This is a genomic window from Ferrovibrio sp. GW821-FHT12B10, assembly GCF_058807515.1.
This window is the reverse complement of record NZ_JBXAQT010000001.1, coordinates 1966800-1991722: the sequence shown is the minus strand read 5'-3', so window position 1 is coordinate 1991722 and position 24923 is coordinate 1966800. Positions and strand designations below refer to the sequence as shown.

28 protein-coding genes are annotated in these 24923 nt (G+C 63.1%); 12 read left to right on the top strand and 16 right to left on the bottom strand.

Annotation, left to right across the window (positions count from 1 at the left end; genetic code table 11):
- Positions 1-105: 105 nt before the first annotated feature.
- Together AC1RRT_RS10175 and AC1RRT_RS10170 are read left to right on the top strand one after the other, a co-directional pair.
- Positions 106-1140 (top strand): methionine synthase, encoded by a 1035-nt coding sequence (locus AC1RRT_RS10175; protein ID WP_493013680.1) that lies wholly within the window; start codon positions 106-108, stop codon positions 1138-1140.
- Positions 1141-1201: 61 nt separating this feature from the next.
- Entirely contained in the window at positions 1202-1498 is a 297-nt protein-coding gene (locus AC1RRT_RS10170) for a SemiSWEET family sugar transporter (RefSeq protein ID WP_493013679.1), read from the top strand.
- A gap of 123 nt (positions 1499-1621) precedes the next feature.
- On the opposite strand, the gene AC1RRT_RS10165 is transcribed toward AC1RRT_RS10170, so the two are convergent.
- Complete coding sequence (locus tag AC1RRT_RS10165; RefSeq protein WP_493013678.1) at positions 1622-2620, bottom strand: hypothetical protein; 999 nt, start codon at positions 2618-2620, stop codon at positions 1622-1624.
- A gap of 234 nt (positions 2621-2854) precedes the next feature.
- On the opposite strand from AC1RRT_RS10165, the gene AC1RRT_RS10160 reads away from it, so the two are divergent.
- Entirely contained in the window at positions 2855-3469 is a 615-nt protein-coding gene (locus tag AC1RRT_RS10160) for a glycoside hydrolase family 25 protein (RefSeq protein ID WP_493013677.1), read from the top strand.
- Between the two features lie 130 nt (positions 3470-3599).
- Here the strand turns inward: AC1RRT_RS10160 and AC1RRT_RS10155 are convergent, their stop codons facing one another.
- Positions 3600-4094, bottom strand: coding sequence for a hypothetical protein (locus tag AC1RRT_RS10155; RefSeq protein WP_493013676.1), 495 nt, complete (start codon positions 4092-4094; stop codon positions 3600-3602).
- 19 nt (positions 4095-4113) lie between these two features.
- Positions 4114-4938: a MipA/OmpV family protein gene (locus AC1RRT_RS10150; protein ID WP_493013675.1), complete on the bottom strand. Its 825-nt coding sequence runs from the start codon at positions 4936-4938 to the stop codon at positions 4114-4116.
- A 171-nt stretch (positions 4939-5109) separates the two neighbouring features.
- Here AC1RRT_RS10150 and AC1RRT_RS10145 point away from each other — a divergent pair, with 171 nt between their 5' ends.
- A complete protein-coding gene (locus AC1RRT_RS10145; RefSeq protein ID WP_493013674.1) occupies positions 5110-5853 on the top strand; it encodes a response regulator in 744 nt (247 codons plus the stop codon).
- Positions 5850-7268, top strand: a complete 1419-nt coding sequence (locus AC1RRT_RS10140) for an ATP-binding protein (protein ID WP_493013673.1) — start codon at positions 5850-5852, stop codon at positions 7266-7268. Before AC1RRT_RS10145 ends, AC1RRT_RS10140 begins: the two co-directional genes overlap by 4 nt.
- Positions 7269-7343: 75 nt before the next feature.
- On the opposite strand, the gene AC1RRT_RS10135 is transcribed toward AC1RRT_RS10140, so the two are convergent.
- The 6 genes from AC1RRT_RS10135 to groES form a co-directional block, all read right to left on the bottom strand.
- Entirely contained in the window at positions 7344-8003 is a 660-nt protein-coding gene (locus AC1RRT_RS10135; RefSeq protein WP_493013672.1) for a peroxiredoxin, read from the bottom strand.
- Positions 8004-8107: 104 nt separating this feature from the next.
- Positions 8108-8518: a DUF2177 family protein gene (locus AC1RRT_RS10130; protein WP_493013671.1), complete on the bottom strand. Its 411-nt coding sequence runs from the start codon at positions 8516-8518 to the stop codon at positions 8108-8110.
- A 75-nt stretch (positions 8519-8593) separates the two neighbouring features.
- Positions 8594-9094, bottom strand: a complete 501-nt coding sequence (locus AC1RRT_RS10125) for a PAS domain-containing protein (protein ID WP_493013670.1) — start codon at positions 9092-9094, stop codon at positions 8594-8596.
- A 102-nt stretch (positions 9095-9196) separates the two neighbouring features.
- On the bottom strand, positions 9197-9730 hold the full coding sequence (locus AC1RRT_RS10120) for a PAS domain-containing protein (RefSeq protein ID WP_493013669.1): 534 nt from the start codon (positions 9728-9730) through the stop codon (positions 9197-9199).
- A 190-nt stretch (positions 9731-9920) separates the two neighbouring features.
- Entirely contained in the window at positions 9921-11579 is a 1659-nt protein-coding gene (gene groL, locus AC1RRT_RS10115) for a chaperonin GroEL (protein WP_493013668.1), read from the bottom strand.
- Between the two features lie 42 nt (positions 11580-11621).
- Complete coding sequence (gene groES / locus AC1RRT_RS10110; protein ID WP_493013667.1) at positions 11622-11939, bottom strand: co-chaperone GroES; 318 nt, start codon at positions 11937-11939, stop codon at positions 11622-11624.
- A 270-nt stretch (positions 11940-12209) separates the two neighbouring features.
- On the opposite strand from groES, the gene AC1RRT_RS10105 reads away from it, so the two are divergent.
- The 6 genes from AC1RRT_RS10105 to AC1RRT_RS10080 all read left to right on the top strand — a co-directional run bounded on the left by AC1RRT_RS10105 (position 12210) and on the right by AC1RRT_RS10080 (position 18085).
- Complete coding sequence (locus AC1RRT_RS10105; RefSeq protein WP_493013666.1) at positions 12210-13058, top strand: MerR family transcriptional regulator; 849 nt, start codon at positions 12210-12212, stop codon at positions 13056-13058.
- 112 nt (positions 13059-13170) lie between these two features.
- Positions 13171-13854, top strand: coding sequence for a glutathione S-transferase family protein (locus tag AC1RRT_RS10100; RefSeq protein ID WP_493013665.1), 684 nt, complete (start codon positions 13171-13173; stop codon positions 13852-13854).
- A 133-nt stretch (positions 13855-13987) separates the two neighbouring features.
- On the top strand, positions 13988-14671 hold the full coding sequence (locus AC1RRT_RS10095; protein ID WP_493013664.1) for a glutathione S-transferase family protein: 684 nt from the start codon (positions 13988-13990) through the stop codon (positions 14669-14671).
- A 17-nt stretch (positions 14672-14688) separates the two neighbouring features.
- Positions 14689-15081 carry a PaaI family thioesterase gene (locus tag AC1RRT_RS10090; RefSeq protein WP_493013663.1) on the top strand — a complete coding sequence of 131 codons (393 nt, stop codon included), beginning with the start codon at positions 14689-14691 and terminating at the stop codon, positions 15079-15081.
- 12 nt (positions 15082-15093) lie between these two features.
- The gene (locus AC1RRT_RS10085) at positions 15094-16227 is read left to right on the top strand and encodes an alanine racemase (protein ID WP_493013662.1); all 1134 of its coding nucleotides are present in this window, start codon (positions 15094-15096) and stop codon (positions 16225-16227) included.
- Positions 16228-16291: 64 nt separating this feature from the next.
- Positions 16292-18085 carry a sensor histidine kinase gene (locus tag AC1RRT_RS10080; RefSeq protein ID WP_493013661.1) on the top strand — a complete coding sequence of 598 codons (1794 nt, stop codon included), beginning with the start codon at positions 16292-16294 and terminating at the stop codon, positions 18083-18085.
- A 12-nt stretch (positions 18086-18097) separates the two neighbouring features.
- Here AC1RRT_RS10080 and AC1RRT_RS10075 read toward each other — a convergent pair whose 3' ends face one another.
- From AC1RRT_RS10075 to rsmI, 7 genes are all read right to left on the bottom strand, one after another.
- Complete coding sequence (locus AC1RRT_RS10075) at positions 18098-19213, bottom strand: DUF2336 domain-containing protein (RefSeq protein WP_493013660.1); 1116 nt, start codon at positions 19211-19213, stop codon at positions 18098-18100.
- Between the two features lie 239 nt (positions 19214-19452).
- Complete coding sequence (locus AC1RRT_RS10070; RefSeq protein ID WP_493013659.1) at positions 19453-19650, bottom strand: hypothetical protein; 198 nt, start codon at positions 19648-19650, stop codon at positions 19453-19455.
- Positions 19651-19720: 70 nt separating this feature from the next.
- Positions 19721-20677 (bottom strand): glutathione synthase, encoded by a 957-nt coding sequence (gshB, locus tag AC1RRT_RS10065; RefSeq protein WP_493013658.1) that lies wholly within the window; start codon positions 20675-20677, stop codon positions 19721-19723.
- Positions 20678-20702: 25 nt separating this feature from the next.
- The gene (locus AC1RRT_RS10060; RefSeq protein WP_493013657.1) at positions 20703-21527 is read right to left on the bottom strand and encodes a SirB1 family protein; all 825 of its coding nucleotides are present in this window, start codon (positions 21525-21527) and stop codon (positions 20703-20705) included.
- Positions 21528-21535: 8 nt separating this feature from the next.
- Positions 21536-22153, bottom strand: a complete 618-nt coding sequence (locus AC1RRT_RS10055; protein ID WP_493013656.1) for a BON domain-containing protein — start codon at positions 22151-22153, stop codon at positions 21536-21538.
- A 42-nt stretch (positions 22154-22195) separates the two neighbouring features.
- Positions 22196-22552 (bottom strand): YraN family protein, encoded by a 357-nt coding sequence (locus AC1RRT_RS10050; RefSeq protein WP_493013655.1) that lies wholly within the window; start codon positions 22550-22552, stop codon positions 22196-22198.
- Positions 22536-23450 carry a 16S rRNA (cytidine(1402)-2'-O)-methyltransferase gene (rsmI, locus tag AC1RRT_RS10045; RefSeq protein ID WP_493013654.1) on the bottom strand — a complete coding sequence of 305 codons (915 nt, stop codon included), beginning with the start codon at positions 23448-23450 and terminating at the stop codon, positions 22536-22538. Before rsmI ends, AC1RRT_RS10050 begins: the two co-directional genes overlap by 17 nt.
- A gap of 67 nt (positions 23451-23517) precedes the next feature.
- On the opposite strand from rsmI, the gene AC1RRT_RS10040 reads away from it, so the two are divergent.
- Positions 23518-24873: a penicillin-binding protein activator gene (locus tag AC1RRT_RS10040; RefSeq protein ID WP_493013653.1), complete on the top strand. Its 1356-nt coding sequence runs from the start codon at positions 23518-23520 to the stop codon at positions 24871-24873.
- The last annotated feature ends 50 nt before the right edge of the window (positions 24874-24923 follow it).

The following is a 24923-nucleotide window of genomic DNA, read 5'->3' as shown; positions in this document are numbered from 1 at the left end:
CGCAGCAGATTTCACTAGACCGTGAGGCTATGTCTCATCTTGGTCACAGGTGATATCGTGCGGGCCGATTCACGCCAGCCATGATTCATGGAGAAATCACGCACCATGTCCGCCAAGCACCTGTTCCCCACTGCCGTCGCCGGCAGCCTGCCCAAGCCCGCCTGGCTGGCAGAAACCCACAAGCTGTGGCCGCAGTGGAAAGCGGAAGGCAAGGACCTTGAGGACGCCAAGCGCGACGCAACCCTGCTATGGATCAAGTCGCAGGAAGATGCCGGCCTGACCACGGTGGGCGATGGCGAGATGTCGCGCCAGCATTTCGTGCATGGCTTCGTTGAGCATATCGCCGGTATCGACCGCCAGAACAAGGTGGAGATGGGCATCCGCGACAACCGCTACAAGGCAATGGTGCCGCGCGTGGTGGGCAAGCTGGAACAGAAACAGCGCGCCCATCCCTGGGAAGGCGCCTTCTGCCGCGCCCATACCAAGCACACCCTGAAATTCACCCTGCCCGGCCCGATGACCATCATCGACACGATTGCCGATGAGTATTACGGCGACCGCGTCAAGATGGCGATGGCCTTCGCCGATCTGCTGAATGCCGAGGCCAAGGCGCTGGAGGCCGATGGTGTCGACATCATCCAGTTCGATGAACCTGCCTTCAACGCCTATACCAAGCAGGCCGGCGAATGGGGCATCGAGGCGCTGCACCGCGCCGCCGATGGCCTGAAATGCAAGACCGCCGTGCATATCTGCTACGGCTACGGCATCAAAGCCAATATCGACTGGAAGAATTCGCTCGGCCAGGAGTGGCGCCAGTATGAGGATTTCTTCCCGGGCCTGGCCAAGAGCAAGATCGACCAGGTGTCGCTGGAATGTTTCCATTCCAAGGTGCCGCCGCACCTGATGTCCATGCTGGAAGGCAAGGAAGTCATGGTCGGTGTGATCGACGTGGCATCCGACACCATCGAGACGCCGCAGGAGATCGCCGAGACAATCAAGATCGCCATGCAGTATGTGCCCAAGGACAAGATCATTCCTTGCACAAACTGCGGCCTCGCGCCGCTGGATACCGCGGTGGCCCAGGCCAAGCTGAAGGCGCTGGGCGATGGCGCGGCGCTTGCGCGGGAGCAGTTCGCCTAAGGAACGGTTCGCCTTGTAGAACCGTTGGGGTCCCGGTCGTCACAAACCGGGACCCTTTTTCATGGATATTGCCACAATACTAGGGACGGGCGCCGCCATCGCCTCGACGGTCAGCTTCACGCCGCAGGCCTGGAAAGTGATCCGATCGCGTCACACGCATGACATCTCGGCGGTGATGTATAGCATCACCGTGGTGGGCTTCGCGCTCTGGCTGTCTTACGGGATTGTCCTGATGCAGTGGCCAATCATCCTGTGCAATGGCATCTGCCTGCTGCTCTCGGGCTTCATCCTCTTCATGAAGCTGGCGCCCCAGCCAGTGAAGGAGGTGGTGGCGGATACAATCGATCCCACCACCTGACTCAGGCAATCTTCCTACGGCCGTCAGCGCTGCGCTATCATGTCGATCTGGCGCAGCGCGGCACGCACATGAGGCTGGAGACTGAGGGATGGTAACCCGGAACAGACCACCACCCCGCGGCCTTCATTCAGGTAATGTGATAGTCACGTTCTTCTGCATGAGTTCGGCAGTCAGAATATGCTGCGCCGACCGGCGTACTGAAACCTCTATCAGCGTTTTGGCCAGTTGCATCAGGGTTTGATTACTACCGATCGCAAAGTTAGGCAGGACCACAAAACCCACATCGATAGACTGCAGACTCTGCAGCAACAGGGCTGACCGCTTGGTCACCTGATCAGCCGCCTTGTTCGACAGAACGCGAATTAGCTTGGCTTCGTTCTGCGTTATGCCGCATCCATTATCTGCAACGACCGCAGTCTCCAATCCCACGAGGCCAGGAATGTTTTTCTCTCCGGCGGCGATAACCGTCGGAACCTCCTTGGTGCCCGGATACACTTTTTTCCCGCCATCGGCGATGTAGATGGCCGGAGTCTGCAGGTACAGGTCAGCCGCAAGCTCCAGCAACACCAGAAAGGCATGATTGAGTGCCGTATCATCAATGCCCGAATCGAATTTCGGCTTGCCCAGTTTGTCTCCAAATCGAGTGGCAAACTTTCCTTCATAATAAGCAGATTCATAAAACAGGATTCTTGTCACCGCATCGGACTTCACCAGCTTGTCGTGCAGGTCCTTGATTTTTCGATATGTCAGCTTCTTCTTTTCACCGCTGACGGTGGCGCCGAATGTCGCCACGTTCAACGATGCAGTCTGGGAGAATAATTCTTCCACGATCTGCATGGCTTCGGTCTTCATGACCGGATCCAACCCCATGCTTGTAAACGCCGCCGACTGAACTGCCCGCATTGCCGCCGCATTGGTGCAGGTGGCCACAGACAGCGGACTGAGAGCTTGGATATTATTTGCTTTGATGGCGGCCAGACTGTCTTGTGTAAACGCATAAAGATCGACGGTGGATATTTTATCCGCTTCAACATAACTGTCTTCCGATACGCTCCAGGACGTGCAGCCGGACAGCGCGCCGGCTACGACAATGGCAACGACAATGCGCGTTATATTTTTCATCTTTACCCCCCGTGAAGGCCTCACCCACCCGCGCCGACGATATGCCCGCTACCTTCGCTGTCAATTGAACACTGCCGTGCGGTTACTCGTGCATGCAGAGAAAATGAATACCGACACCATACGACGTACCAAGATGGATATATGCGTATGCACCACGTGGCTAAATAGCACCTCCCCGATATCCGACACATCGCGCTAACGTTCACGCGGGAATCACGAAACCAGGAGGGTGGCATGCCGATAGAAGGCATTGACGTTTATGAAGAGAATGGAGAGATAGACTGGGCAGCGATAAAGGCGGCAGGGAAAAGTTTTGTTTTCGTCCGCGCGGCATTTGGCGACAGGCCGGACACCCGCATGGTCCGCTATCTGTCGGATGCCAAGACTGCCGGCCTGACCTGCGGCATCTATCACTTCCTGCTGCCCGCCAACGACTACAAGCAGCAATGCGATCTCATGCTCAGCCTGATCGATCAGGTCCTGCAACCCGGCGACCTTGTTCCTGTCCTCGACGTGGAGAATTACAAAACCTGGAAACCGAAGAACACCGCGGGCTACATTGCCGGCCTGAAAGATTGGGTGACGCGTGTGGAGGCACAGATCGGGCGGCGGCCGATGATCTATACCCGCGCCAGCTTCTGGCATGAAATCGGCAATCCACCCGGCTTCACCGACTGCCCGTTATGGGTTGCGCATTACGGAGCGGCAAAGCCGAGGCTTCCGACCGGCTGGGATCGCTACGATTTCTGGCAGTACACCGAAACAGGCCGCGTCGCCGGGCAAGCCGGCGACGCAGATTTAAATGCTGCGCATCCCGATCTGCAGGATCTGAACAGCCTATGCCTGTAGAAAAAGGGCGTACCACACAATACCACCGGCCCTAGCTCGACTGCGGCACGGTCCGCAGGATCTCATCGAAGTTGCGGCCCCTGATTATTGGGTAATGCAGCTGCGCCTTGATGGTCCTCCCAGGTGCGAACTACTCCACCTTTAGAAACCGTTCCTCCCGCAGGCTGTAGCGATGCGCTACGCGGCCGATATGGCGCAGCTCGGCATGCACATAGGGCCATAGCACGACCAGGAAGGCGATAGTCACCACATCCATCATCAGGATGGCCAGATCTTGCGCCGTCAGCGGTGCCGACACCGTCACCAGCGCCTGGAACAACGCCATGCTGGTACTGCCGGCAACGAACAGCAGCACGCCGACCAGATGCAGGCGATAGGTGGACAGCAGCAGGATCACGACGGCCATCGCCAGCTGCAATCCGGCCGCCACCACATCCTGCTCCAGCCGGATGCTGCTGAGCAGCGTCGCTGTGCAGGCGCCGAGGTACAGCACCACGGCGAGCAGGTTTATCATGCACCAGAAGCCCGAGAGCCGCCGGCCCAAAACGGTGACCAGTACGCCAGCCATCAGGCTGGTCAGCACCACGCCCCAAGCCACCCAATGCCATGGCCCCATCATCAACATGGCTCCATCATCAGCATGATCAGAACTTGTAGCTCAAGAACAGGCCGGTGGTGAGCTGGTCGGCCGAGCCACGATCCTGCACCAGCGGGCTGTCGGCGACGTCTCCCAACAGGCGCTTGTAACCGAGACGGCCGGTGATGCCCCAGTGTTCGGTCAGGCTGTAGTCGAGATCGAGCGTCAGACCCGCATCCTTGAAGCCGCCCTCGGGCTGATAGCGGCGCATGCCGCTGCGTGCTACCTGTGCCGCCGTCACACCGAAATAGGTCTCGGTGTAATTCTCATCGGCCCAGGTGGCGTAGAGCTCACTGCGCAGGCGCAGCTTCGGAGAGAAGCTGTAGCGATAGCCACCCGACAGTTTCGCTGTCAGGCCGTCATGGGCGCCGCTGACATCCTGGAAGACGGTGGCGCCCAGTGACCAGGCGCCGATGCCATAAGTGATGAAGCCGCCGACTTCCATGCCGCCGTCGATATCGCCCATGCCGCGCAGATCGTCGCTGTCGTCTTCATCGCGGCCGAACTGGTAGCGCACCAGCGGCCCGACCTGCAGCTTATCGCTGTCGCGCGGGCCCTGCCAGGTGAAGGCATTGGCGCCCAGCGTGGTTCCGCGCAGGAAGATCAGATCCTTGTATTTCACCATCAGCAGCGGCGCGGGCGAAACCTCGTAATCGTCGCTGCCCTCGTAATCGGGCTGGAACAGCGCACCGGCGCCGAGCCGGATGTCCCAGTCCTTCTTGGGTGAGGCCGCCTGTTGCTGCGCGGGCTGCTGCTGGGCTGCGGCGGCTAGCGGCAGTGCCAGGATGACAGCGGCCATGAGAACGCGGGTAGCGGCAGTCGTGCAGGTCATCGGGGGAATGCTCGTTTTCGTGGAGAATCAGGGGGGAGGAAGCCGGGACACCCTAGCCCGGCTGGTCCGCCGGCCCGTGTCAGCCCTGTATCGATATGTTTCAGAATGTTGCTGGGCGGCGGCAATGCCGCGCCGGCCTGTTATATTGGCGGCCAACGGAGACCCAAGACTGTGACGACCCCCGCCGCCTTCCACGTCCTGATCGTCGACGACGACCATCGCATCCGCGCCATGCTGGCCCGCTTCCTGACCGACCACGGCATGAAGGTGAGCCAGGCCGGCGATGGCAAGCAGATGTTCGCCATTTGCGACAGCGCCCGCATCGACGTGATCGTACTGGACATCATGATGCCGGGCGAAGATGGCCTGTCGTTGTGCCGCCGCATGCGGGCGCAGAGCGCGGTGCCGATCATCCTGTTGACCGCCATGACCGGCGATACAGACCGCATCATCGGCCTGGAGATCGGCGCCGACGACTATGTGGTCAAGCCGTTCAATCCACGCGAGCTGCTGGCTCGGATTCGCGCCGTCACACGCCGGTTGGGCGCCACCAGCATCAACGCCGAGCGGCCGGCGACGGGGACCGCCTATGAATTCGGCGGCTGGCAGCTCAACGCCAGCCGGCGCACGCTGACCTCGCCGGCCGGCGCGTTGACCGATCTGACCAGCGGCGAATTCGACCTGCTGCTGGCCTTCCTGGAGCATCCGCAGCGCGTGCTGACTCGCGACCAGCTGCTCGACCTGGCGCATGGCCGTATAAGCCAGGCCTATGACCGCAGCATCGACGTACAGATCAGCCGCCTGCGCCGCAAGATCGAGACTGATCCGCAGGATCCGGCTTTCATCAAGACGATCCGCAACGAGGGTTATTTCTTCACTGCCGCCGTGGCCATTGTGCAGGATGCGGCGGCGTGAGGATTCCGCTCTGGTCAAAGCTGCGCCTGGCGCCGCGCATCGCGCTGGTCATCATCGGTGGCCTGCTGGCCGTGAAGGCGGTCGACGAACTCATGCCGCTGGTGATCCGCCCGCCTGAGATCATGTTCTTCGACCGCGACTGGCTGCTCGCCAACCTGCAGGACATGCGCGACCGCAGCAGTGCCGTGCCAGCGGCCGATCGGCCGGTCCTGCTGCAGTCGCTGCCGGCGGCGCACTGGCTGGATATGGCGCCGCTGTCCGCGAAACCGGAGTTCCGCCACACCGCGCGCAGCGGCGCCTTTGCCGACCTGCGCCTGCAGATTGCCGCCACGCTGGGCCTGGCACAGCAGGACGTGCTGTTGATGGCAGACGATCTGGACGATCCGGAATATTCGCCGCGCCCGTTGGTGATCATCCTGCCGCCGCTGCCCACCGTGATGCGGGACGTGCTCGACGAGCGCCGCGAAAACATGCTGAGCAGCGACCTGCGTATCGCCTTCCGCATCGGCCCCGAGGAGTGGCTGCTGGTAATGCCGAAAAGCGACGGCCAGGAAACTGTGCGCATGATCCGCAATGTTGCCCTGCCGCTGTTCGCCGTGGTGATAATCGCCCTGCTTTCGGTCTGGGTGGCACGCGGTGTGGTCAAGCCGCTGGACGACCTGGCGGCGGCGGCCGAGAAGCTCGGCCGCGACCGCGAACTCAGCCTGGTGGGGGATTTCAACGCGCCGGAGCTGCAGGCGATCGGCAATTCCTTCAATGCCATGCAGCAGCGCCTGAAACGCTTTGTCGACGACAGACTGCAGATGGTCGCCGCAATCAGCCATGATCTGCGCACGCCCCTCACCCGGTTGAGACTGTTTGCCGAATACGTGCCCGACCAGGACCAGCGCCGCCAGGTTCTGTCCGACATCAACGACATGGAAGCGATGGTGAGCACGACGCTGACCTTCGCCAGCAACCGGCTCAAGGACGAGCCCCATGGCGCCGTCGACCTTGCCTCGCTGCTGATCAGCCTCTGCGATACCGCCGCTGATGCCGGCAGCGCCGTGCGTTATGACGGCCCGGACCATGCCGACCTGACCTGCCGTCCCATCGCGATCCGCCGCGCCTTCGCCAATCTGGTCGACAACGGCTGTAAATTCGGCACCAGTGTGCAGGTGAATCTGCGCGATGCCGGCGATGCCATCCTCGTCACCGTGGCCGATGACGGGCCGGGTATTCCGACTGACCAGCACGAAGCGGCCTTTCGGCCCTTCACGCGACTGGAAAGTTCGCGCAACCGCGAAACTGGCGGCACCGGACTGGGACTGACGATCGCGCAGGATGTAATCCAGGCCCATCACGGCACGATCAGTCTGGACCAGTCCGCAGCCGGCGGACTACTGGTGACGGTGATGCTGCCGAAGACGACATAAGCAAGAAGGCGCCGTTTCCGGCGCCCTCTGCAATGTCGCGACGAGTGTCGCTATTATTTCGGCTGCGGCCCAGCCCTACTTAGGTTGAGGGACTATGCGCAAGTAAGGCTTCGGCGCCTTCCAGCCGCCCGGGTATTTCTGCTTGGCTTCATCGTCGCTCACCGAGCCGGCAATGATGACGTCCTCGCCCGGCTGCCAGTCGGCCGGCGTAGCCACCTTGTGCTTGGCCGTCAGTTGCAGACTGTCGACGATGCGCAGGATCTCGTCGAAGTTGCGGCCCGTGGTCATCGGGTAATGCAGCTGCGCCTTGATGGTCTTGTCCGGCCCGACGATATAGACCGTGCGCACGGTGGCGTTGTCGGCGGCCGTGCGGCCCTTCGATGAGTCGCCAGCTTCCTCGGGCAGCATGTTGTAAAGCTTGGCCACCTTCAGATCGTGGTCGCCAATGAGCGGGTAGTCCGGCAGGAAGCCGGTGACGTCCTTGATGTCGCCGACCCAGCGCTTGTGATCCTCGACCGGATCGATGCTGAGGCCCGCCACCTTCACGTTGCGTTTGTCGAATTCGGATTTCAGTTTCGCTACCGCGCCGAGCTCGGTGGTGCAGACCGGTGTGAAATCCTTGGGATGGCTGAACAGGATGCCCCAGCCATCGCCGATGAAGTCATGGAATTTCAGCCTGCCGACCGTGCTGTCGGCCTCGAAATCGGGCGCCTTGGCGCCAATGCGCAAACTCATGATGTCCTCCCTCCAAGTCTATGGAAAAGACATAAGCTAGGGCGGCGCATAGGGTTCCGGAAACGAAGATTTTTTGTCGGATCGGCGCAGGATTTTGTGTGGAATCAGGCGCCGAACTTGCGCGCCGCCCAGACGCCCATGGTCGAGGCCAAGCCAGTGACGATGGCGCCCCAGGCCATGTCGACAATGGTGACGCTCAAAGGCCAGTTCGGAATGGTGGCATGGTTGGTCAGGTCATAGGCGCCATAAGCGACCAGGCCGAAGAAGGCGCCGCAGAGCAGAACCGTGGGCAGACTGTCCCCATCACTGAGCGCCGGCCGCAACACGAAGAAGGCTACCCCCAGGCCATGCAGCACATAGAACAGGATGGCCGGGACCCAGACGATTTCTTCGCTCAGCAGCGCACCGAGTTTGGGCCGGTAGAACAGTTTGGTCGCGGTCCCGAGCCAGAAAAAGTCCAGCGTGGCCAGGGTGGCCCACATGGCGGCGGCGGCGATGGCAAGGGTTTTGGTCATGAACAACGCTCCTCTGCTGCCCATCATGTAGATCGAATCGCAGCTTGAAAAGGGTGCACTTCCGGCCAAAAACCCTCAACTGTGGAAGAGTCCACCCAGCAGCATGTCGATCCTCCGGCCATCACTGGCCAGCGGCAGCAGGAGACGCACGAATTTCCAGACCCTGTAATCCCGCCCGAGAATATGGACGGGGCCGCAGCGGGGCGTACGGTCTGCAAGCACCTCTCGGATCTGGCCTTCGAAGGTGGATACCATCTCCGGGTCATCAATAGCGGACGGCGATTTCCCATTCATGCTCTGCCGGTAAATCTCGTCGACTTTGGTGCCGGCAAGGCGGAACTGGAAGTATGGCGACGCGGGAAGAATATCGATCAGGAAAATATGCGGCAGCAGACCGCGCATCTCGATCGGATCAATGTCCCGGCGAGCGGGGAACTCTCGTAGCCCGCATTTTTCCAGCCAGTACTCATACATCCATTGCACCTGGGCCTTGGTGTCGCAGGCCCTGCTTTTGGAAGGACAGGATGTGCAAGGGCTAACCGCAGGCAAGGGGGGAACAGGTATCATGGCGGTCATATCCCAAACATCCGATCGTTGACGGGACTGCTCGATGCTCGGACGAGCCCAGGCTGCCTCAATCTGCTGGCATGCCTTGCCGTGACACCGCGCATCCATGATTCAGTTGCTTCTCGCGGCCAGGCCAAGGACGAATTCGTCGTAGCCCTGCCCCCGTTCTTGGAGAATGCTTTCCAGGAGCGCGAGCGAGGCCTGCACGCCATGGGCGCGATCGGAATGCCTGGATTCTTCCGCCAGGAGGCGGGCATAGAGCGGCTCGATCTGGGCGATCGCATCACGATCCGATGCACGGCGGTTGCAATGATAACCATCGACGCGGCCGTTCAGATCCTCATTCGGCGTAACATGAGCGAGAACCCAGTAGTAGTCGCCGTTCTTGGCCAGGTTCTTCACATAAGCAAAGATTTCATGGCCGCGTTGGATGCGTTCCCACAGCAGGCGAAAAACAGCACACGGCATATCTGGATGGCGCAGGATGCTTTGCGGCTGACCCAGAACATCTTTTTCATGATACAGCCCAACCTTGCAAAACACGTCATTGACGTAGGTGATACGCCCTTTCGTGTCGGTCTTGCTGACGATGATTTCGCTTTCGGGGAAGCTGCGTTCGGTTTTGGTCGGTGACGGTCTTTGCATGGGGTTACCCGCTGTGGATCAATGCGGGATATTTCGCTCCGAACCGGTGAATCAGCCAGTCACCAGTCACTGACTGAAGGGCGGGTCACCATCCGGTGACCCATCGGCGCTGCCAAAATGGACAGCAATGAAAAAGGCCCGGTCTTGCGACCGGGCCTTTCCGTAAGCTCTGAACGAAAGAGCGTTGGACTTAGAAGTCCATGCCACCCATGCCGCCCATACCGCCCATGCCGCCGCCGCCCGGCATGCCGCCGCCGGCCGACTTCGGCTCCGGCTTGTCGGCAACCATGGCCTCGGTGGTGATCAGCAGGCCGGCCACCGAAGCAGCGCCCTGCAGCGCGACGCGCACGACCTTCGCGGGGTCGATGACGCCGGCCTTCACCAGGTCGGTGTATTCTTCGGTCTGGGCGTTGAAGCCCCAGCTGGTGTCCTTGGACTCCAGCAGCTTGCCGGCAACCACGGCACCGTCAACGCCGGCATTCTCGGCGATCTGACGAACCGGGGCCTGCAGAGCGCGGCGGATGATTTCCACGCCGTGCTTCTGGTCGGCATTGTCGACCTTGACCTTGTCGATGGCGCGGATGGAATAGAGCAGAGCGGTACCACCGCCCGGCACGATGCCTTCCTCAACCGCGGCGCGGGTCGCATGCAGCGCGTCATCAACGCGATCCTTGCGCTCCTTCACCTCGATCTCGCTGGCGCCGCCAACCTTGATCACGGCAACGCCACCGGCCAGCTTGGCCAGACGCTCCTGCAGCTTCTCACGGTCGTAGTCCGAGGTGGTTTCCTCGATCTGCGCCTTGATCTGGGCCACGCGAGCCTGGATATCCTTGTTCTTGCCGGCGCCGGCGACGAGGGTGGTGTTCTCCTTGTCGATCGACACCTTCTTGGCGGTGCCCAGCATCTGCAGGGTGACGCTTTCCAGCTTGATGCCGATGTCTTCCGAGATCAGCTGACCACCGGTCAGGATCGCGATGTCTTCCAGCATGGCCTTGCGGCGATCGCCGAAGCCCGGCGCCTTGACGGCGGCAACCTTCAGACCACCGCGCAGCTTGTTCACCACCAGGGTCGCCAGGGCTTCGCCCTCGACGTCTTCGGCGATGATCAGCAGCGGACGGCCGGTCTGCACGACGGCTTCCAGCACCGGCAGCATGGCCTGCAGACCCGACAGCTTCTTCTCATGAAGAAGGATGTAGGGGTTCTCCATCTCGCAGAGCATCTTCTCGGCATTGGTGATGAAGTACGGCGACAGGTAACCGCGGTCGAACTGCATGCCCTCGACGACATCCAGCTCGGTCTCCAGGCTCTTCGCCTCTTCAACCGTGATGACGCCCTCGTTGCCGACCTTTTCCATGGCCTTGGCAATCATGTTGCCGATTTCGGAATCGCCATTGGCCGAGATGGTGCCGACCTGGGCGATTTCCTTGGTGCCGGAAATCTTCTTGGCGCGGGCCTTCACGTCCTCGACGATCTTTTCCACAGCGAGGTCGATGCCGCGCTTCAGATCCATCGGGTTCATGCCGGCGGCAACGGCCTTGGCGCCTTCGCGCACGATGGCCTGGGCCAGCACGGTGGCGGTGGTGGTGCCGTCACCGGCCTGGTCATTCGCCTTCGAGGCCACTTCGCGCACCATCTGGGCGCCCATGTTCTCGAACTTGTCAGCCAGCTCGATTTCCTTCGCAACCGTCACACCGTCCTTGGTGATGCGCGGCGCGCCGAAGGACTTGTCGAGAACGACGTTACGGCCCTTCGGGCCCAGCGTCACCTTGACGGCATCGGCGAGGATGTCGACGCCGCGCAGCATCTTGCCACGCGCGTCAGCGCCGAAACGAACGTCTTTAGCAGCCATGTGAATGTCTCCTTAGAATTTATGCAGGTTGTACGGCGCTGATTAAGCGGCCTTGGACTTCTTGGCAGCGGTGCCTTCGATGATGCCCATGATGTCGGATTCCTTCATGATCAGGAGATCCGTGCCATCGAGCTTCACTTCGGTGCCCGACCACTTGCCGAACAGCACGCGGTCGCCGACCTTGACGTCGAGCGGCTGCACCTTGCCGTTTTCATCGCGAGCGCCAGCGCCGACGGCGATGATCTCGCCCTGCATCGGCTTTTCCTTGGCGCTGTCCGGGATGATGATGCCACCAGCCGTACGCTCTTCCTCGGCCACGCGCTTAACGACCACCCGGTCATGCAGCGGACGAAACTTCATGCGATCCTCCATTATCTGTCGCATCGATAAATTCTGAAATCATCAGAAATCGCAGTTTTCCGCGAAAATCTTCAGATTGTTAGCACTCTCCCTAGGAGAGCGCCAGACACTTAAGCAGGCCCCGCCTCACCGTCAAGGGAGCCTGCCCGGATTCCGCCATATTTTTTGGACTAGGCCCCTATTCCATCTAAATCTTCAAAAAACCGCCTTGACCTTGACGCAGCGTCAAAGCGGAGGCTGCGGTTATCGGCACCATCACGGAGACGGCTTTTGTACAGGATCGGGGAATTCGCCCAGCTCGCCCAGGTATCGGGTCGCCTGCTGCGCTACTACGACAGCATCGGCCTGCTGAGCCCGCAGCGGATCGATCCCGCCACCGGCTATCGCTACTACACGGCGCAGCAGCTGGTGGCACTGAACCGCATCCTGGCACTGAAGGAGCTTGGCCTCACGCTGGACCAGGTGGCGCGCCTGCTGCAGGACGGAGTCTCGGCCGAAGAGATCCGCGGTATGCTGGCTCTGCGCAAGGCGGAGTTGGAACAATCGCTGAGCGAGGAGGCGATCCGCCTGCGCCAGGTGGAATCGCGGCTGCGCCAGATCGACGAGCAAGGCGGCATCGCAGATTACGACGTGGTGGTGAAATCGGCACGCGCCCAGCCCTGGCTATCGCTGCGCCGCGACTTCGCCAGCATGGACGAAGCCGTGACTGCCCTGCGCGATATTGTGCAGGCGGCGCGCGCCCGCATCCCCGACACTGCGCGCGACGCCCTGGTGGTGGTGGCGCATTCCGCCTTCGAACATGAACATCTGGACCTGGAGATCGGCTTTGCCCTGCATCGCGAGATCAGCAAGCCGGTCCCGGTGCCGGGTGGCATGAATTTGCAGCCGGCGGAACTGCCGGCCCTGCCCGCACTGGCGACGCTGGTGCGGCGCGGCCCGAATTATCAGAGCCATCTCGCCTTCGGCGCACTCGGCCTGTGGATGGAAGCCAACGGCTATGCCATCGCCGGCCCGAGCCGCGAGGTGTTTCTCGAACTGCCCTTCATCCGGCCGGATGAAGACGAGTCGGTGGTGGAAATCCAGTTCCCGGTGAGCAGCGCGGTGACCGCACCGGCATAACCGACAGCAAACAGAAAAAATCTTGAACCGGCGATCCCGCATCGCCGGGCAGGAAGCCTTGTGCTTTTTTCAACGGCGATCGCCGATCGCCATCACCCAGAGGAGACGTGTAATGCTGAAGATTTATGGCGTGCCGATTTCGGTTCATACCCGCAAGGCCATCCTGGCGGCGCTGGAAAAAGGCATCGCCTATCAGAACGAAGTGGTGATCCCCTTCACCCCGCCCCCAGGCTGGGATCGCCTGAGCCCAACCGGCAAGATTCCAGTGATGACCGCCGGTGACCTGCACCTGCATGATTCATCCGTGATCTGCGCCTATCTGGAGCGGACCCATCCCAACCCGCCGCTCTATCCGCAGGATACCAACAGCTATGTGCAAGCGCTGTGGTTCGAGGAATTCGCCGATGGCACGATTTTCCGCGACGTGATCCATGGCCTGTTCTTCCAGAAGGTGATCCGGCCTGGCATCCTGAAGCAGGAGACCGACCAGAGCGTGATCGATACGATCCTGCAGGCCGCCATGCCGAAACATTTCGGCTATCTGGAAAGCGTGCTGGATGGCCCGTATCTGGCCGGTGGGCAATTCGGGATCGCCGACATCGCCACGGTATCGAATCTGATCAACTACCACTATCTCGGCTATCGCATCGATGCCGCCCGTTTCCCCAAGCTGGCGCAGTATCTGGCGACGCATCTGCGACGGCCGTCAATCCGCACGGCTCTGGCAGCCGAGCAGATGGCGGCACAAGGCATGGGACTGGACCGCAGCTTCGCGGCCGACCTGCAACTGGCATAAGCAAACGGCCGGCCCCTCTTTGTTATCCAGGGGCCGGCCGCATTCCCGCAGACGGGTGCTATCCGGCTCTGTGCGCCGATGGTAGATTGACGGCCCTCTATCGACAGTCAGGCCAACAATCAGGACCGCCGCCATGATCACCGTCCATCACCTGAACAACTCCCGCTCGCAGCGTGTGCTCTGGCTGCTGGAAGAACTGGGTGTGCCCTATCAGGTGGTGCATTACCAGCGCGGCCCTGACATGCGCGCGCCGGCCGAGCTGCGAAAGATCCATCCGCTCGGCAAGTCGCCGGTGATCGCCGATCCCGCGATCACCAGCGGCGACCAGACCATCGCCGAGACCGGCGCCATCGTCGAATACCTGCTCGAAACCTATGGCAACGGCCGCCTGGCGCCGGCGGCCGGCACGGCAGAGAAGCGCCGATTCACCTACTGGCTGCATTACGCCGAAGGCTCGGCCATGCCGCTGCTGCTGCTCAAGCTGATCTTCCTGCGACTGCCCAGGAATGTGCCCGGCCTGCTGCGGCCGATCATCAACATCGTGGCCGGCAAGGCGCAGGCAACGCTGATTGACCCGCAGCTGTCCCAGCATGCCCAGTACTGGAGCAGCGAACTGGCCAAGAATGGCGGCTGGTTCGCCGGCAGCGACTTCACCGCCGCCGACATCATGATGAGCTTCCCGCTCGAAGCTGCGGTCTCGCGCGCCAATCTGGGCGACGGCCACAAACCGATCCACGATTTCCTCGCCCGCATCCATGCGCGGCCGGCCTACCAGCGCGCGCTCAAGTCCGGCGGGCCCTACGAACTGATGAAGTGAATCCGGAGTCGCAGGGCATGTCCGACCTGACCAACCTGCCGTTTTCCGACCTGATGGGCCTGCGCATCGTCAGCGTGGCGCCCGAGAAGGTGATCGCCGAACTGCCGGTGCGGCCCGATCTGTGCACACGACCGGCCGTGCTTCATGGCGGCGCGGTGATGGCCTTTGCCGATACGCTGGGCGCCGTGGCCACCGTCGCCAATCTGGGCGAGGGCTTCAGCACCACGACGATCGAAAGCAAGACCAACTTCTTCGCCGCCATTCCCGCTGGCGACACGGCGAAAGCAGAATGCACGCCACTGCATCGCGGCAAGACCACCATGGTCTGGCAGACCCGCATCACCCGCAACGACGGCAAGCTGGCCGCCGTGGTGACCCAGACCCAGCTCATTCTCGCACCCCGCTCATAAGCAGTCATGCCCATGACCCTCGACGACTTGCCCACGCCCGTCCTGCTGCTGGATCGCCAGCGCCTGCTGCGTAATATCGCCCGCATGCGGACGCGCGCCGAGGTGCTGAAGGTGACGCTGCGGCCACATCTGAAGACCGCGAAATCCGTGAAGGTAGCCGAGCTGTGCCATGGCGGCGCAAAGGGGCCGCTCACCGTCTCTACGTTGGCCGAGGCCGCCTATTTCGCCAAGGCCGGCTTCCGCGACATCACCTATGCCGTGCCCATCGCGCCGCAAAAGCTGGTGCAGGTGGCTGCCATCATGAAGGATGGCGTCGACCTCAAGATCATCACCGACAATCTCGCGATCGCCGGGGCGGTCGCCGCCAAGGGTCGCGAGTTGGGCATCGTCTTTCGCACCCTGATCAAGATCGACTGCGGCCTGGGCCGCGCCGGCATCCTGCCGAATGCGCCGGAGCTGCTGCCGCTGGCAACCGCATTGTCCCAGCCGGGCACGCAGCTTGCCGGCGTGCTGACCCATGCCGGCCATTCCTATGGTGCGAAAAGCATTCCTGAGATCGAGCGCATCGCCGAAGAAGAGCGCACCGCCGCCGTGCTGGCCGCGACGCGGCTGCGCGAGGCGGGATTCACTTGTGGGATCGTCTCGGTGGGCTCGACGCCGACAGCGCTGTTCGCCAGGCATCTGGATGGCATCACCGAGATGCGCCCGGGCAATTTTGTATTCTTCGATCTGTTCCAGGCTGGCTTGGGCAGCTGCAAGATGGATGACATCGCTGTATCGGTGCTGGCCTCGGTGGTCAGCCATCATCCGCAGCGCAATCATGTGCTGATCGATGCTGGCGGCCTGGCCCTGTCAAAGGATACCGGTGCCAACCAGCACAGCCCCGGCACCGGCTACGGCCGCGTCTGTCGTCCCGCAGAAGGAATGCCTCTGCCGGGCCTCAGCATCCATGACGTGCATCAGGAACATGGCCTTGTCGGCGGACCGCAGGTTGCGCCGCTTGATTTCTCAGCCTTTCCGCCTGGCAGCCGCCTACGTGTGCTGACCAACCACATCTGCATGACCGGTGCGATGTATGATCGCTATTATGTCACCGATGGCGGCACCACCGTCGTCGACGAATGGGATCGCGTGAACGGCTGGTAAGTCAAACCGGTTGCGCTCTCACTATATTTCCGGTTGAGTAACGGCGAGGGGAAAACTCGCCGGCATGTCCGAGACTGTCAAACCCGATACAACCATGGCCGTTCCGCCGCCTGCGCGGGACGAGCAGTGGTCGCGGGAACAGGACAGCGCCCAACAGAGCCGCAGCCGCGCCAACGCTCCGATCAGTTTCCGCCAGGTGGTGCCGATCAACGCGGGCGTCACCCTCATCAATGTCACCGCCATCGCGTTGCTGCTGCATGGCGAGATCGAACTGCGCTGGCTGATCGCCTGGTGGCTGCTGCATGCCATCACTTTTGCCGCGATGATGTATCGCTGGCTTGGCGAAAGCGGCAAGCCGCGCAATCCCGAACGCTCCCAGCGCCTGCGCCGGTTCGACATCGTCAGCGCAGCCTTTTCCGGCGCCTCGTGGGGCGCTTCGGCGCTGTTCCTGCCCTATCTCGCGCAGGAATATCAGTTGCTCGTGGTGATGGTGGCCGCTGGCATGATTGCTGGTTCTGCCGCGACGCTAGCCGTGGTGCCGCGCGCCGCGCTGGTCTTCATGCTGACCATTGCCGGGCCTTTCATCACGCATTTCCTGCTGCAGGGAACGCCGGTGACGGTTGCCATGGCAGTGGCTTCGACGCTGTTCACGGCCGCGATGATCATGACCAACCGCATCGTCAACGGCGTGATCCGGCGCAATCGCCGCCTGCATGAAGAAAATACCGCGCTCTACGAACGCATCCGCAGCGCTCAAGCCGAGCTGCTCGACATCGCCGAAAGCACCGAGGCCTTCGCCTTCCTCGACCCGCAGGGCCGGCTGCAGTTGTGGAACAGCCGCCTGCCGCGCATCCTGGGCCTGGACGAAGCGCAGCTGCAGCGCGGCGTCAGCCTCGATGCACTGCTGCGCAACGCCGGCCTGCCCGATGCGCTGCTGACCAGCCAGATTGCCGGCGGCACGCTCCAGCTGCCGAACGGGCGCTGGGTGCAGATCAGCCGTCGCATCACGCCACATAACGATCAAGCACTGATCGTCATCGACACCACCGAACAGCAACAGGCCTCCGCCCAGCTGCAGCAGCAGAATACCCGGCTGGAGGATCTGTTCCGTCAGGTGTCGGATGCGCGCGACGCGGCCCAGCGCGCCAGCCAGGCCAAATCGACTTTCCTGGCCAATATGAGCCACGAGCTGCGCACGCCGCTGAACGCCATCATCGGCTTTTCCGACATCGTGCAGAAAAAGCTGTTCGGCAATGCACCGGAGAAATACGACGAGTATCTGGTCGACATCAACGGCAGCGCCCGGCATCTGCTGGGCGTGATCGACGACATCCTGGATCTGGCGCGCATCGAGGCCAACCAGATCGTTCTGAATGAACAGCCGGTGATGCTGGATGAAGAACTGCAGATCTCAGCACGGCTGGCCACCTCGCATTACGGCCGCGATGTGCATGCCACCCGCCTCGACGTGCCCGACGACCTGCCACCGCTGCATGCCGACCCGCGGCTGGTGCGACAGATCATGATTAACCTGATCGGCAACGCACTGAAATTCTCGCCGTCAGGCGTGCCGGTGCAGGTCTCGGCCTGCTACGACGCCGACAGCCGCGAACTGTCGCTGGCGGTGCGCGACCGTGGCATCGGCATTGCGCCTGGAGACCACAAGCGCATCTTCGATGCCTTCGAACAGGCCGACAGCCAGCTCAGCCGCAATTACGGCGGCGTTGGTCTGGGGCTGTCACTGGTGCGGGCCTTCGTGCTGGCCCATCAGGGCCGCATTGCCATCGACAGCGCGCCTGGTCGCGGCACGCTGATCACCGTCACCTTCCCGTCCAGCCGGACCGGGGCCTCATTCTAGAAAACGATTTCTTTAAGCGGCGGCAGCGGCCATGCGCTGGGCCGCCTGCGCGCGGCTGCGCCTGCGCGTGAGCCAGCGCTGCTCCTGCGGGTCCCACAGGATGGCGTAATCGGCCAGCATCATACCGATCACCACATCGGCGAATTCGGCGCGCTCGACCGTGCCGCGCAGGAAGTCGAAGCCGCGCGCCAGATCGATGATCGCTTCGGTCATGCGGAAATAGTCGCTGGGCAGGCCGATGCGCTGATACAGCGCGGTCAGGCCGCGGCGGCCCGGATCATAGATCAGTAGGCGCACATTTTGCAGCGAGATGCCGGCGCTTTGCGCCATCGCCTGTTCGAAGAAGGCAAGATCGCCACCGGCCAGAGCGCGCAGGATCAGGGTGGCCGTGAGCTGGCCGCGCTTCTGCAGATCGGCGACCAGGTCGGCCAGGGCCAGCGGTTCGGCGCCATCACCGGTCAGGCCCAGCAGGCTGCGCTCGCGCAACTGCATCATCAGGTCGGCGGCCATGGCGGGTGGAATCTGGTACCGCGTCACCAGGGCATCGCGCAGCGCAACCGACACCTGCGCGATCAGGCGGGCGGCGAATTTCGGCGGCAACTGCGGATGCCGGGCCAGCGCATCGCCCACGCCGCGGCTGTCGGGGAAGCGATCAAGCGCGCGCTCCATCATCATCGCGCTGACCTGGGCGCCGCGATTGGACAGCAGGATCGCCACGGCGGGTTCGGCGCCATGGCAGACCAGCGCATCGGACAGCGCCGGCGAGATGGTGCGGCGGCCGGCGATGGCGCCCTGGTGCAGCGGCGACACGGCCTGCACCAGCTCGATCAGGTCGGCATCGGTGAAGACGGGGGAGAATTGCAGCAGCGGGGTGGCGACTGCCGCCACGTCACGCGCCAGCTTCAGCGCGATGCCGCGGGGCAGGGCCGCATGGTCTTTCAGATGCTCGGAAAGAGTCTGCCGCACCGTGGCTTCGGCATCCCGCGCCAGGGCCGTGACGATGGCTTCGGCGAGCTGGCGTTCGGTCGGCGTCAGGGCCGGCTGCGACCAAGCAAGCGCCACTTTCGCAGCCGTGTCGCGGCGTGCCGCCGGCGATGGATCCGCCAGCAGACGCTCAACGTCCTGCAATGAAAGGAACGCCCCTGACGCCACCGGTCTTTGTCCCCCAACCCGCTTGGCCTTGTCCGGCCGAGCCGGTATTGGCGGCGGACAATAGCAAAGCATCGGGGAATGTCACGGCCAAAATCCTCACCACATCTGCCCGCCCAATCTGATGGTGAGGACCGGTGTCGCCGCCGCCCGTTTTAAGGGCAGCGGCGTTGGTTTCTATGCAGTCCCGACGCCTATGTATTCAGACGCCAGACCGTTTAGCAGGTGGTGTAACCCGGCGGGCAGGTGCGGACCGTGCTGCCCGGCGGCACGACCACGGCCTGACCCGGCTGCACGATGGCTCGCTGCGGCGGCGGATCGACGATCACTGTCTGGGGCTGCGGGGCCGGGCTGGCACAGGCGGCCAGCATGAGGGGAGCCGCGATGACGACAGCGGCAGTCAGGAATTTGCGCATGGTGCTTCCTCCTTTGCGTAGAAGGAAAACCCCAACCGCCCAACCTGGGTTCCTGTGACTTTAACGTGGCTTACGCCATCACCCGACGGCTAAGCGCATCCTCAATGGCGTCCCAGATCTCTGCTTCCAGCTTCACACCATCGAAACGGTTGATCTGCTGCAGGCCGGTGGGGGATGTCACGTTGATTTCCGTGAGATAATCGCCAATCACATCGATGCCGACAAAGATCAGGCCCTCGCGCTTCAGATGCGGACCGATGATGTCGCAGATCTCGCGCTCGCGCGCCGTCAGGCCGATCTTTTCCGGACGCCCGCCGACATGCATGTTGGAGCGCGCCTCGCCCGCCGCCGGCACACGGTTGACCGCGCCGACCGGACGGCCGTCGATCAGGATGATGCGCTTGTCACCCTGGCGCACCTCAGGCAGGTATTTCTGCACGATCACGGGCTCGCGGCTGAGCTTGGTGAACATCTCGAGCAGCGAACCGAGATTCTCGTCATCGGGCTTGAGATGAAACACGCCGGCGCCGCCATTGCCAAATAGCGGCTTGAGGATGATGTCCTTGTGCTCGTCGCGGAAGGCCTTGATGGTTTCCATGTCCGACGAGATCAGGGTCGGCGGCATCACGCCATCGAAATGCGTGACATACAGCTTCTCGGGCGCGTTGCGCACGGCGACCGGATTGTTCACCACGAGCGTCTTGGGGTGAATATGCTGCAGGATATGCGTCGCCGTGATGTAGGACATGTCAAACGGCGGATCCTGACGCATCAGCACCACGTCCATATCGGCCAGGTCGATCAGCGCCGGTTCCCCCAAGGTGAAATGGTTGCCGCGCTCGTGCCGCAGCTTCATCGGGCGCGCGCGCGCCAGCACCTTGCCGTCACGAAAGCTCAGGTCCTTGGCCAGGTAATGCACCAGAGTATAGCCGCGCGCCTCGGCCTCGAGGCCCAGCACGAAAGTGCTGTCGCCATCGAAATCGATACTTTCGATGGGGTCCATCTGGATCGCCACCTTGAGGGCCATGGCACAGTCCTTTTTTGTAAAAACCTTAATTCAGCTGCAGCCGAATGTGGCGCAGGAAGGCCTCGGCCTCAAGGCTCGCCGCCTCATCCCCGGCCAGCATGAGAAAACGCTCGGTGGCGGCAATGGACTGGCGGATGCGGCCGAGCTTGCCCTCGACCACGCCCAGCTCGCGCCAGGCCGGCGCGAAATTCGGCGCCACCAGCAGCATGCGCTGCAGTATTTCCGCCGTGCGCTCGACATCGCCCGCGCGCCAGGCCCTGCCCTTGATATTGTTCTGCAGGCGCAGAAGTACCTCGCGCCCCGTCATGACACGGACATGTTCGGGCCGCACTTCCTCGCCGCCGCCCACGCGGCGCAGCAGATCGGTCATTTCCGGTGGTGCCGCGATGCGCCCGCCATGGAAAGGATCGAGCACCAGCATGCCGTCCTCGCCCTCCAGCCGGATGAGGAAATGGCCAGGAAAATCAATACCGGCTACCGGCCAGGACTGCGCGCGCGCCGCGAAGATGTAGAGAACGCCTAGACTGACCGGCAGGCCCATGCGGCGGTCGATCACACGGATCAGATCGGCATTCTGTGGATCGTCATAGGACTCGGTGTCGCCGCGGTAACCGAATTCCAGACTCAGCACGCCGGCCAGCGCCATGGCGCGCGGCGCCGCTTCCGTATCGGCATCCATGCGGCTGAGCGCGGCAGCGATATCGGCGAGATGACGACGATAGGGTGTCAGGTCGAGACCCGGACGATCCAGCGCCGCCAGCAGCAGCGCCGCCTCGGCAATGTCGATGCCGTCGTCAGGCGCGGCCCCGAGCGCCTTCAAAGCCATCTCGATTGCCGCGCGATCAGTCATCTTCTCTCCTAGACCGGACGACGACGGGTATCGGTTTTCAGCCAGACATGGCTGACGACGCGCTTCACGCCCTTCAGCGTGCGCGCATGATCGGTGACGCGCGTGATCTCCTCGTCGGACTGGCCGATGCCGATCAGATAGACCGTGCCGTTCACCGTCTCGATCGAATAGTTGATATCAACGATCTGCTTGTCAGTGGCGATCTTGGTGCGCAGCTGCGTGGTGATCCAGGCGTCGCTGGCAAAATCGAAGAAATCGCCGGACGGATTGACCTGCAGCTCGTTGATCACCTCGTTGACGCGATCGGTGGCGGCCCAGGCCAGACGGGTCGCCTCGTCGCGCGAATATTCGGTGCCGACCACGCCGGTCAGCAGCACGCGGCCTTCGTAGACGGTGATCGAGAGCTTGCGCCAGAGATACTGGTTTTCTTTGAGCAGCCGGTCGTTGATCGCGATCTGGATGCCCTTGTCATTGCCGGCATTCTTGATGCCGCGCTCTTCGGCGGCAGCCACGCCGGTGGCCGCGCCCGCGCCGATGGCGGCGCCGATGCATCCCGAGAGCATAGGAGCGGTAAGGGCCAGCAGGGCGGCGTAAAGAACGAAACGGCTAGCAGTCTTCAAACGCACGGGTATCTCCCAGTCTAAGTCGGTCGTCACTCGCTCAAACCATCATGGCCGCCACGCATCGCGGATATGATGGGGCCAGCGCCGTGGCACCAGCAGCATGGCGTCGAACCGCAGCGACAGAATCGCCGCATCCGCCTGCTGCGCCAAGAATACCGCAGCCGCATTGGCAATGCGATGGCGCTGCTGCAGGCGTACCGCCTCGGCCGCCTGCATGAAAGTGTCACGGGCCTTCACTTCCACGGCAACCAGCAGCCGGCCGCGCCGGGCCAGGATGTCGATTTCACCCAGCGGATGCCGCCAGTTGCGCGCCAGGATGCGATAGCCCTGCAGGCGCAGCCACCAGACCGCCCAGGCCTCGCCCCGCCGCCCACGCCGGTGCCTGCTATCCGTCGTCGCCATCCCGCAATTCCCCGCCCTTCAATTCGAGGGCGCGCGCATAAACTGGCTTACGTGCGAGGTTGAGCACCGTGGCGACCTCATCGACGGCCTGACGAAGCGGCAGACGTGCCATCGCGGCACGCAGCGCGCTGTCCATATCGTCGGCGGTGGCCTCCGCGCCATCCTCCGGCGGCGGACCGATCACCAGGGTGATCTCGCCCTTGGGCGGCCCATGCTCGGCATAATGCGCGGCCAGTTCGGCCAGCGGGCCGCGCCGCACTTCCTCGAATTTCTTGGTCAACTCGCGCGCCACGGCGGCCTCGCGCTGGGGCCCGAAAACACTGGCCATGCTGGCCAGGCTGTCGGCCAGGCGCTGGGGACCCTCGAGCAGCACCAGGGTGGCACGGACGGATTTCAGTTCGGCCAGCCATTTGAGGCGGGCGGCCTCCTTGGGCGGCGGGAAGCCGGCAAACAAAAAACGGTCGCTGGGCAGACCGGACAGACTGAGGCCGGTCAGCACGGCCGAGGCGCCCGGCAGGGCGGTGACGGCCACACCGGCCGCGATGCAGTCGCGCACCAGCTTGTAGCCCGGATCGTTGATCAGCGGCGTGCCGGCATCGGAAATCAGCGCCACCACGGCGCCGGCCTGCAGTTTCCCCAGCAGCTGGGGTCGCACTTTCGCCGCATTATGCTCATGATATGGGAAGAGCGGGGTGCCAATGCCGTATCGTTTCAGCAGCGGCCCGCTGACACGGCTGTCTTCGCAGGCCACCAGATCGGCGTGGCGGAGCAGAGCCAAGGCGCGCAACGTGATGTCGGCGGCGTTGCCGATGGGGGTAGCCACCAGATATAAGCCGGGAGTGAATTGCGCCGCATCGACCCCAAGATTGTCGGGCAGCGGCTGGATCGGGTCTGTCATGAGCGTTGCAATGAGCTGCGTGCGTTACCTTAGGGCGGGGCTTTCGCCCCTGTCTATCATGCCGGCGGTGGCGATCCTGCTGCTTCTGACCGCCTGTCAGAGCGGCAGCGGCAGCCAGGGCGGCCTGCCCGGCCTGATCGAGCGCGTGGTACCTGGGTCTGGCACGCCGCAACGCGTGGCGCCCTCGCCCGGCGCGCCCGTGCAGACCCAAGCGAATACCGTTCCTGCCGGTTCGGCGCAACCAGCCCCCTTGCCCGCCGCCATCCCGTCGGTGGCAATCGAGACCCTGCCACTACCCTCCGCCCCGGCCCTGCGTCCGCCCAGCGTCGACGCCATCCGGATCGGCTTCCTGGTGCCGCTTAGCGGACCGAATGCCGCCCTGGGCCGCGCCCTGTTCGATGCCGCCCAGCTGGCGCTGTTCGACCTCGCCGACGACCGCCTGCTGCTGGTGCCGCGCGATACCGAAGGCCAGCCCGAGAAGGCGGCGATCGCCGCCAATCAGGTGATCGCCGAAGGCGCACAGGTCATCGTCGGCCCGCTCTTCGGCAATGAAACTGCGGCTGTGGCGAATGTCGCCCGCCTGCGCAATGTGAAGGTTCTCAGCTTCTCCACCGACCGCAGCGTGGCCGGCGGCGGCGTCTTCCTGCTCGGCTTCACGCCGGACCAGCAGATCGAGCGCGTGGTCGCCTATGCGCGTGGCAAGGGCATGACGCGGCTGGCGCTGCTGGCTCCGGATTCCGCCTATGGCACCGCCGTGGCGCAGGCCGCCGAAAGCGCCGCCAGCCAGAGCGGCGCGCAATTGCTGAAGCAGGAGCGCTATCCCGGCGACACCCCGGACCTCACTCCCATCGTGCGGCGTTTCGCCACTTCGCTGCGCGCCCTGCCGGCGCGCAGCCTGGAAGACCCGCCGGTAGAGGGTGTCGACCCCAACCTGCCGCGCCCGGTGGACGCCCTGCTGCTGCCCGAGGGCGGTGCGCGCCTGCGGGCACTGGCGCCGCTGCTGCCTTTCTTCGACATCGATCCCCGCGCCACGCGCTTCCTCGGCACCGGCCTGTGGGACGACCCGGCGCTGGGCAGCGAACCCGCCCTGGTGGGCGGCTGGTATGCAGGCCCGGCCCCCGAAGGGTTCGCCGAATTCGGCCGCCGCTTCGAGCAGGGCTTCGGCCGCCGGCCCCCGCGCCTGGCTAGCCTGTCCTATGACGCGACCGCCCTGGTCGGCATCCTGGCCCGCGGCCCGACCGGCACCGATATGTTCAGCGATGCCGCGATGACCAACCCCGACGGCTTTGCCGGTTATGACGGGATTTTCCGTTTCCGCAGCGACGGGCTGGTGCAGCGCGGCCTGGCCGTGCTGGAAATCCAGCGCCGCGGCAGCCGCGTGATCGACAAGGCTCCCGCCAGCTTCCAGCCGCCCGCAAATTAACCGGTTAATCATCGGCAGGCCGCCTGAAGGTTGAACTTCGCGTTACTTGG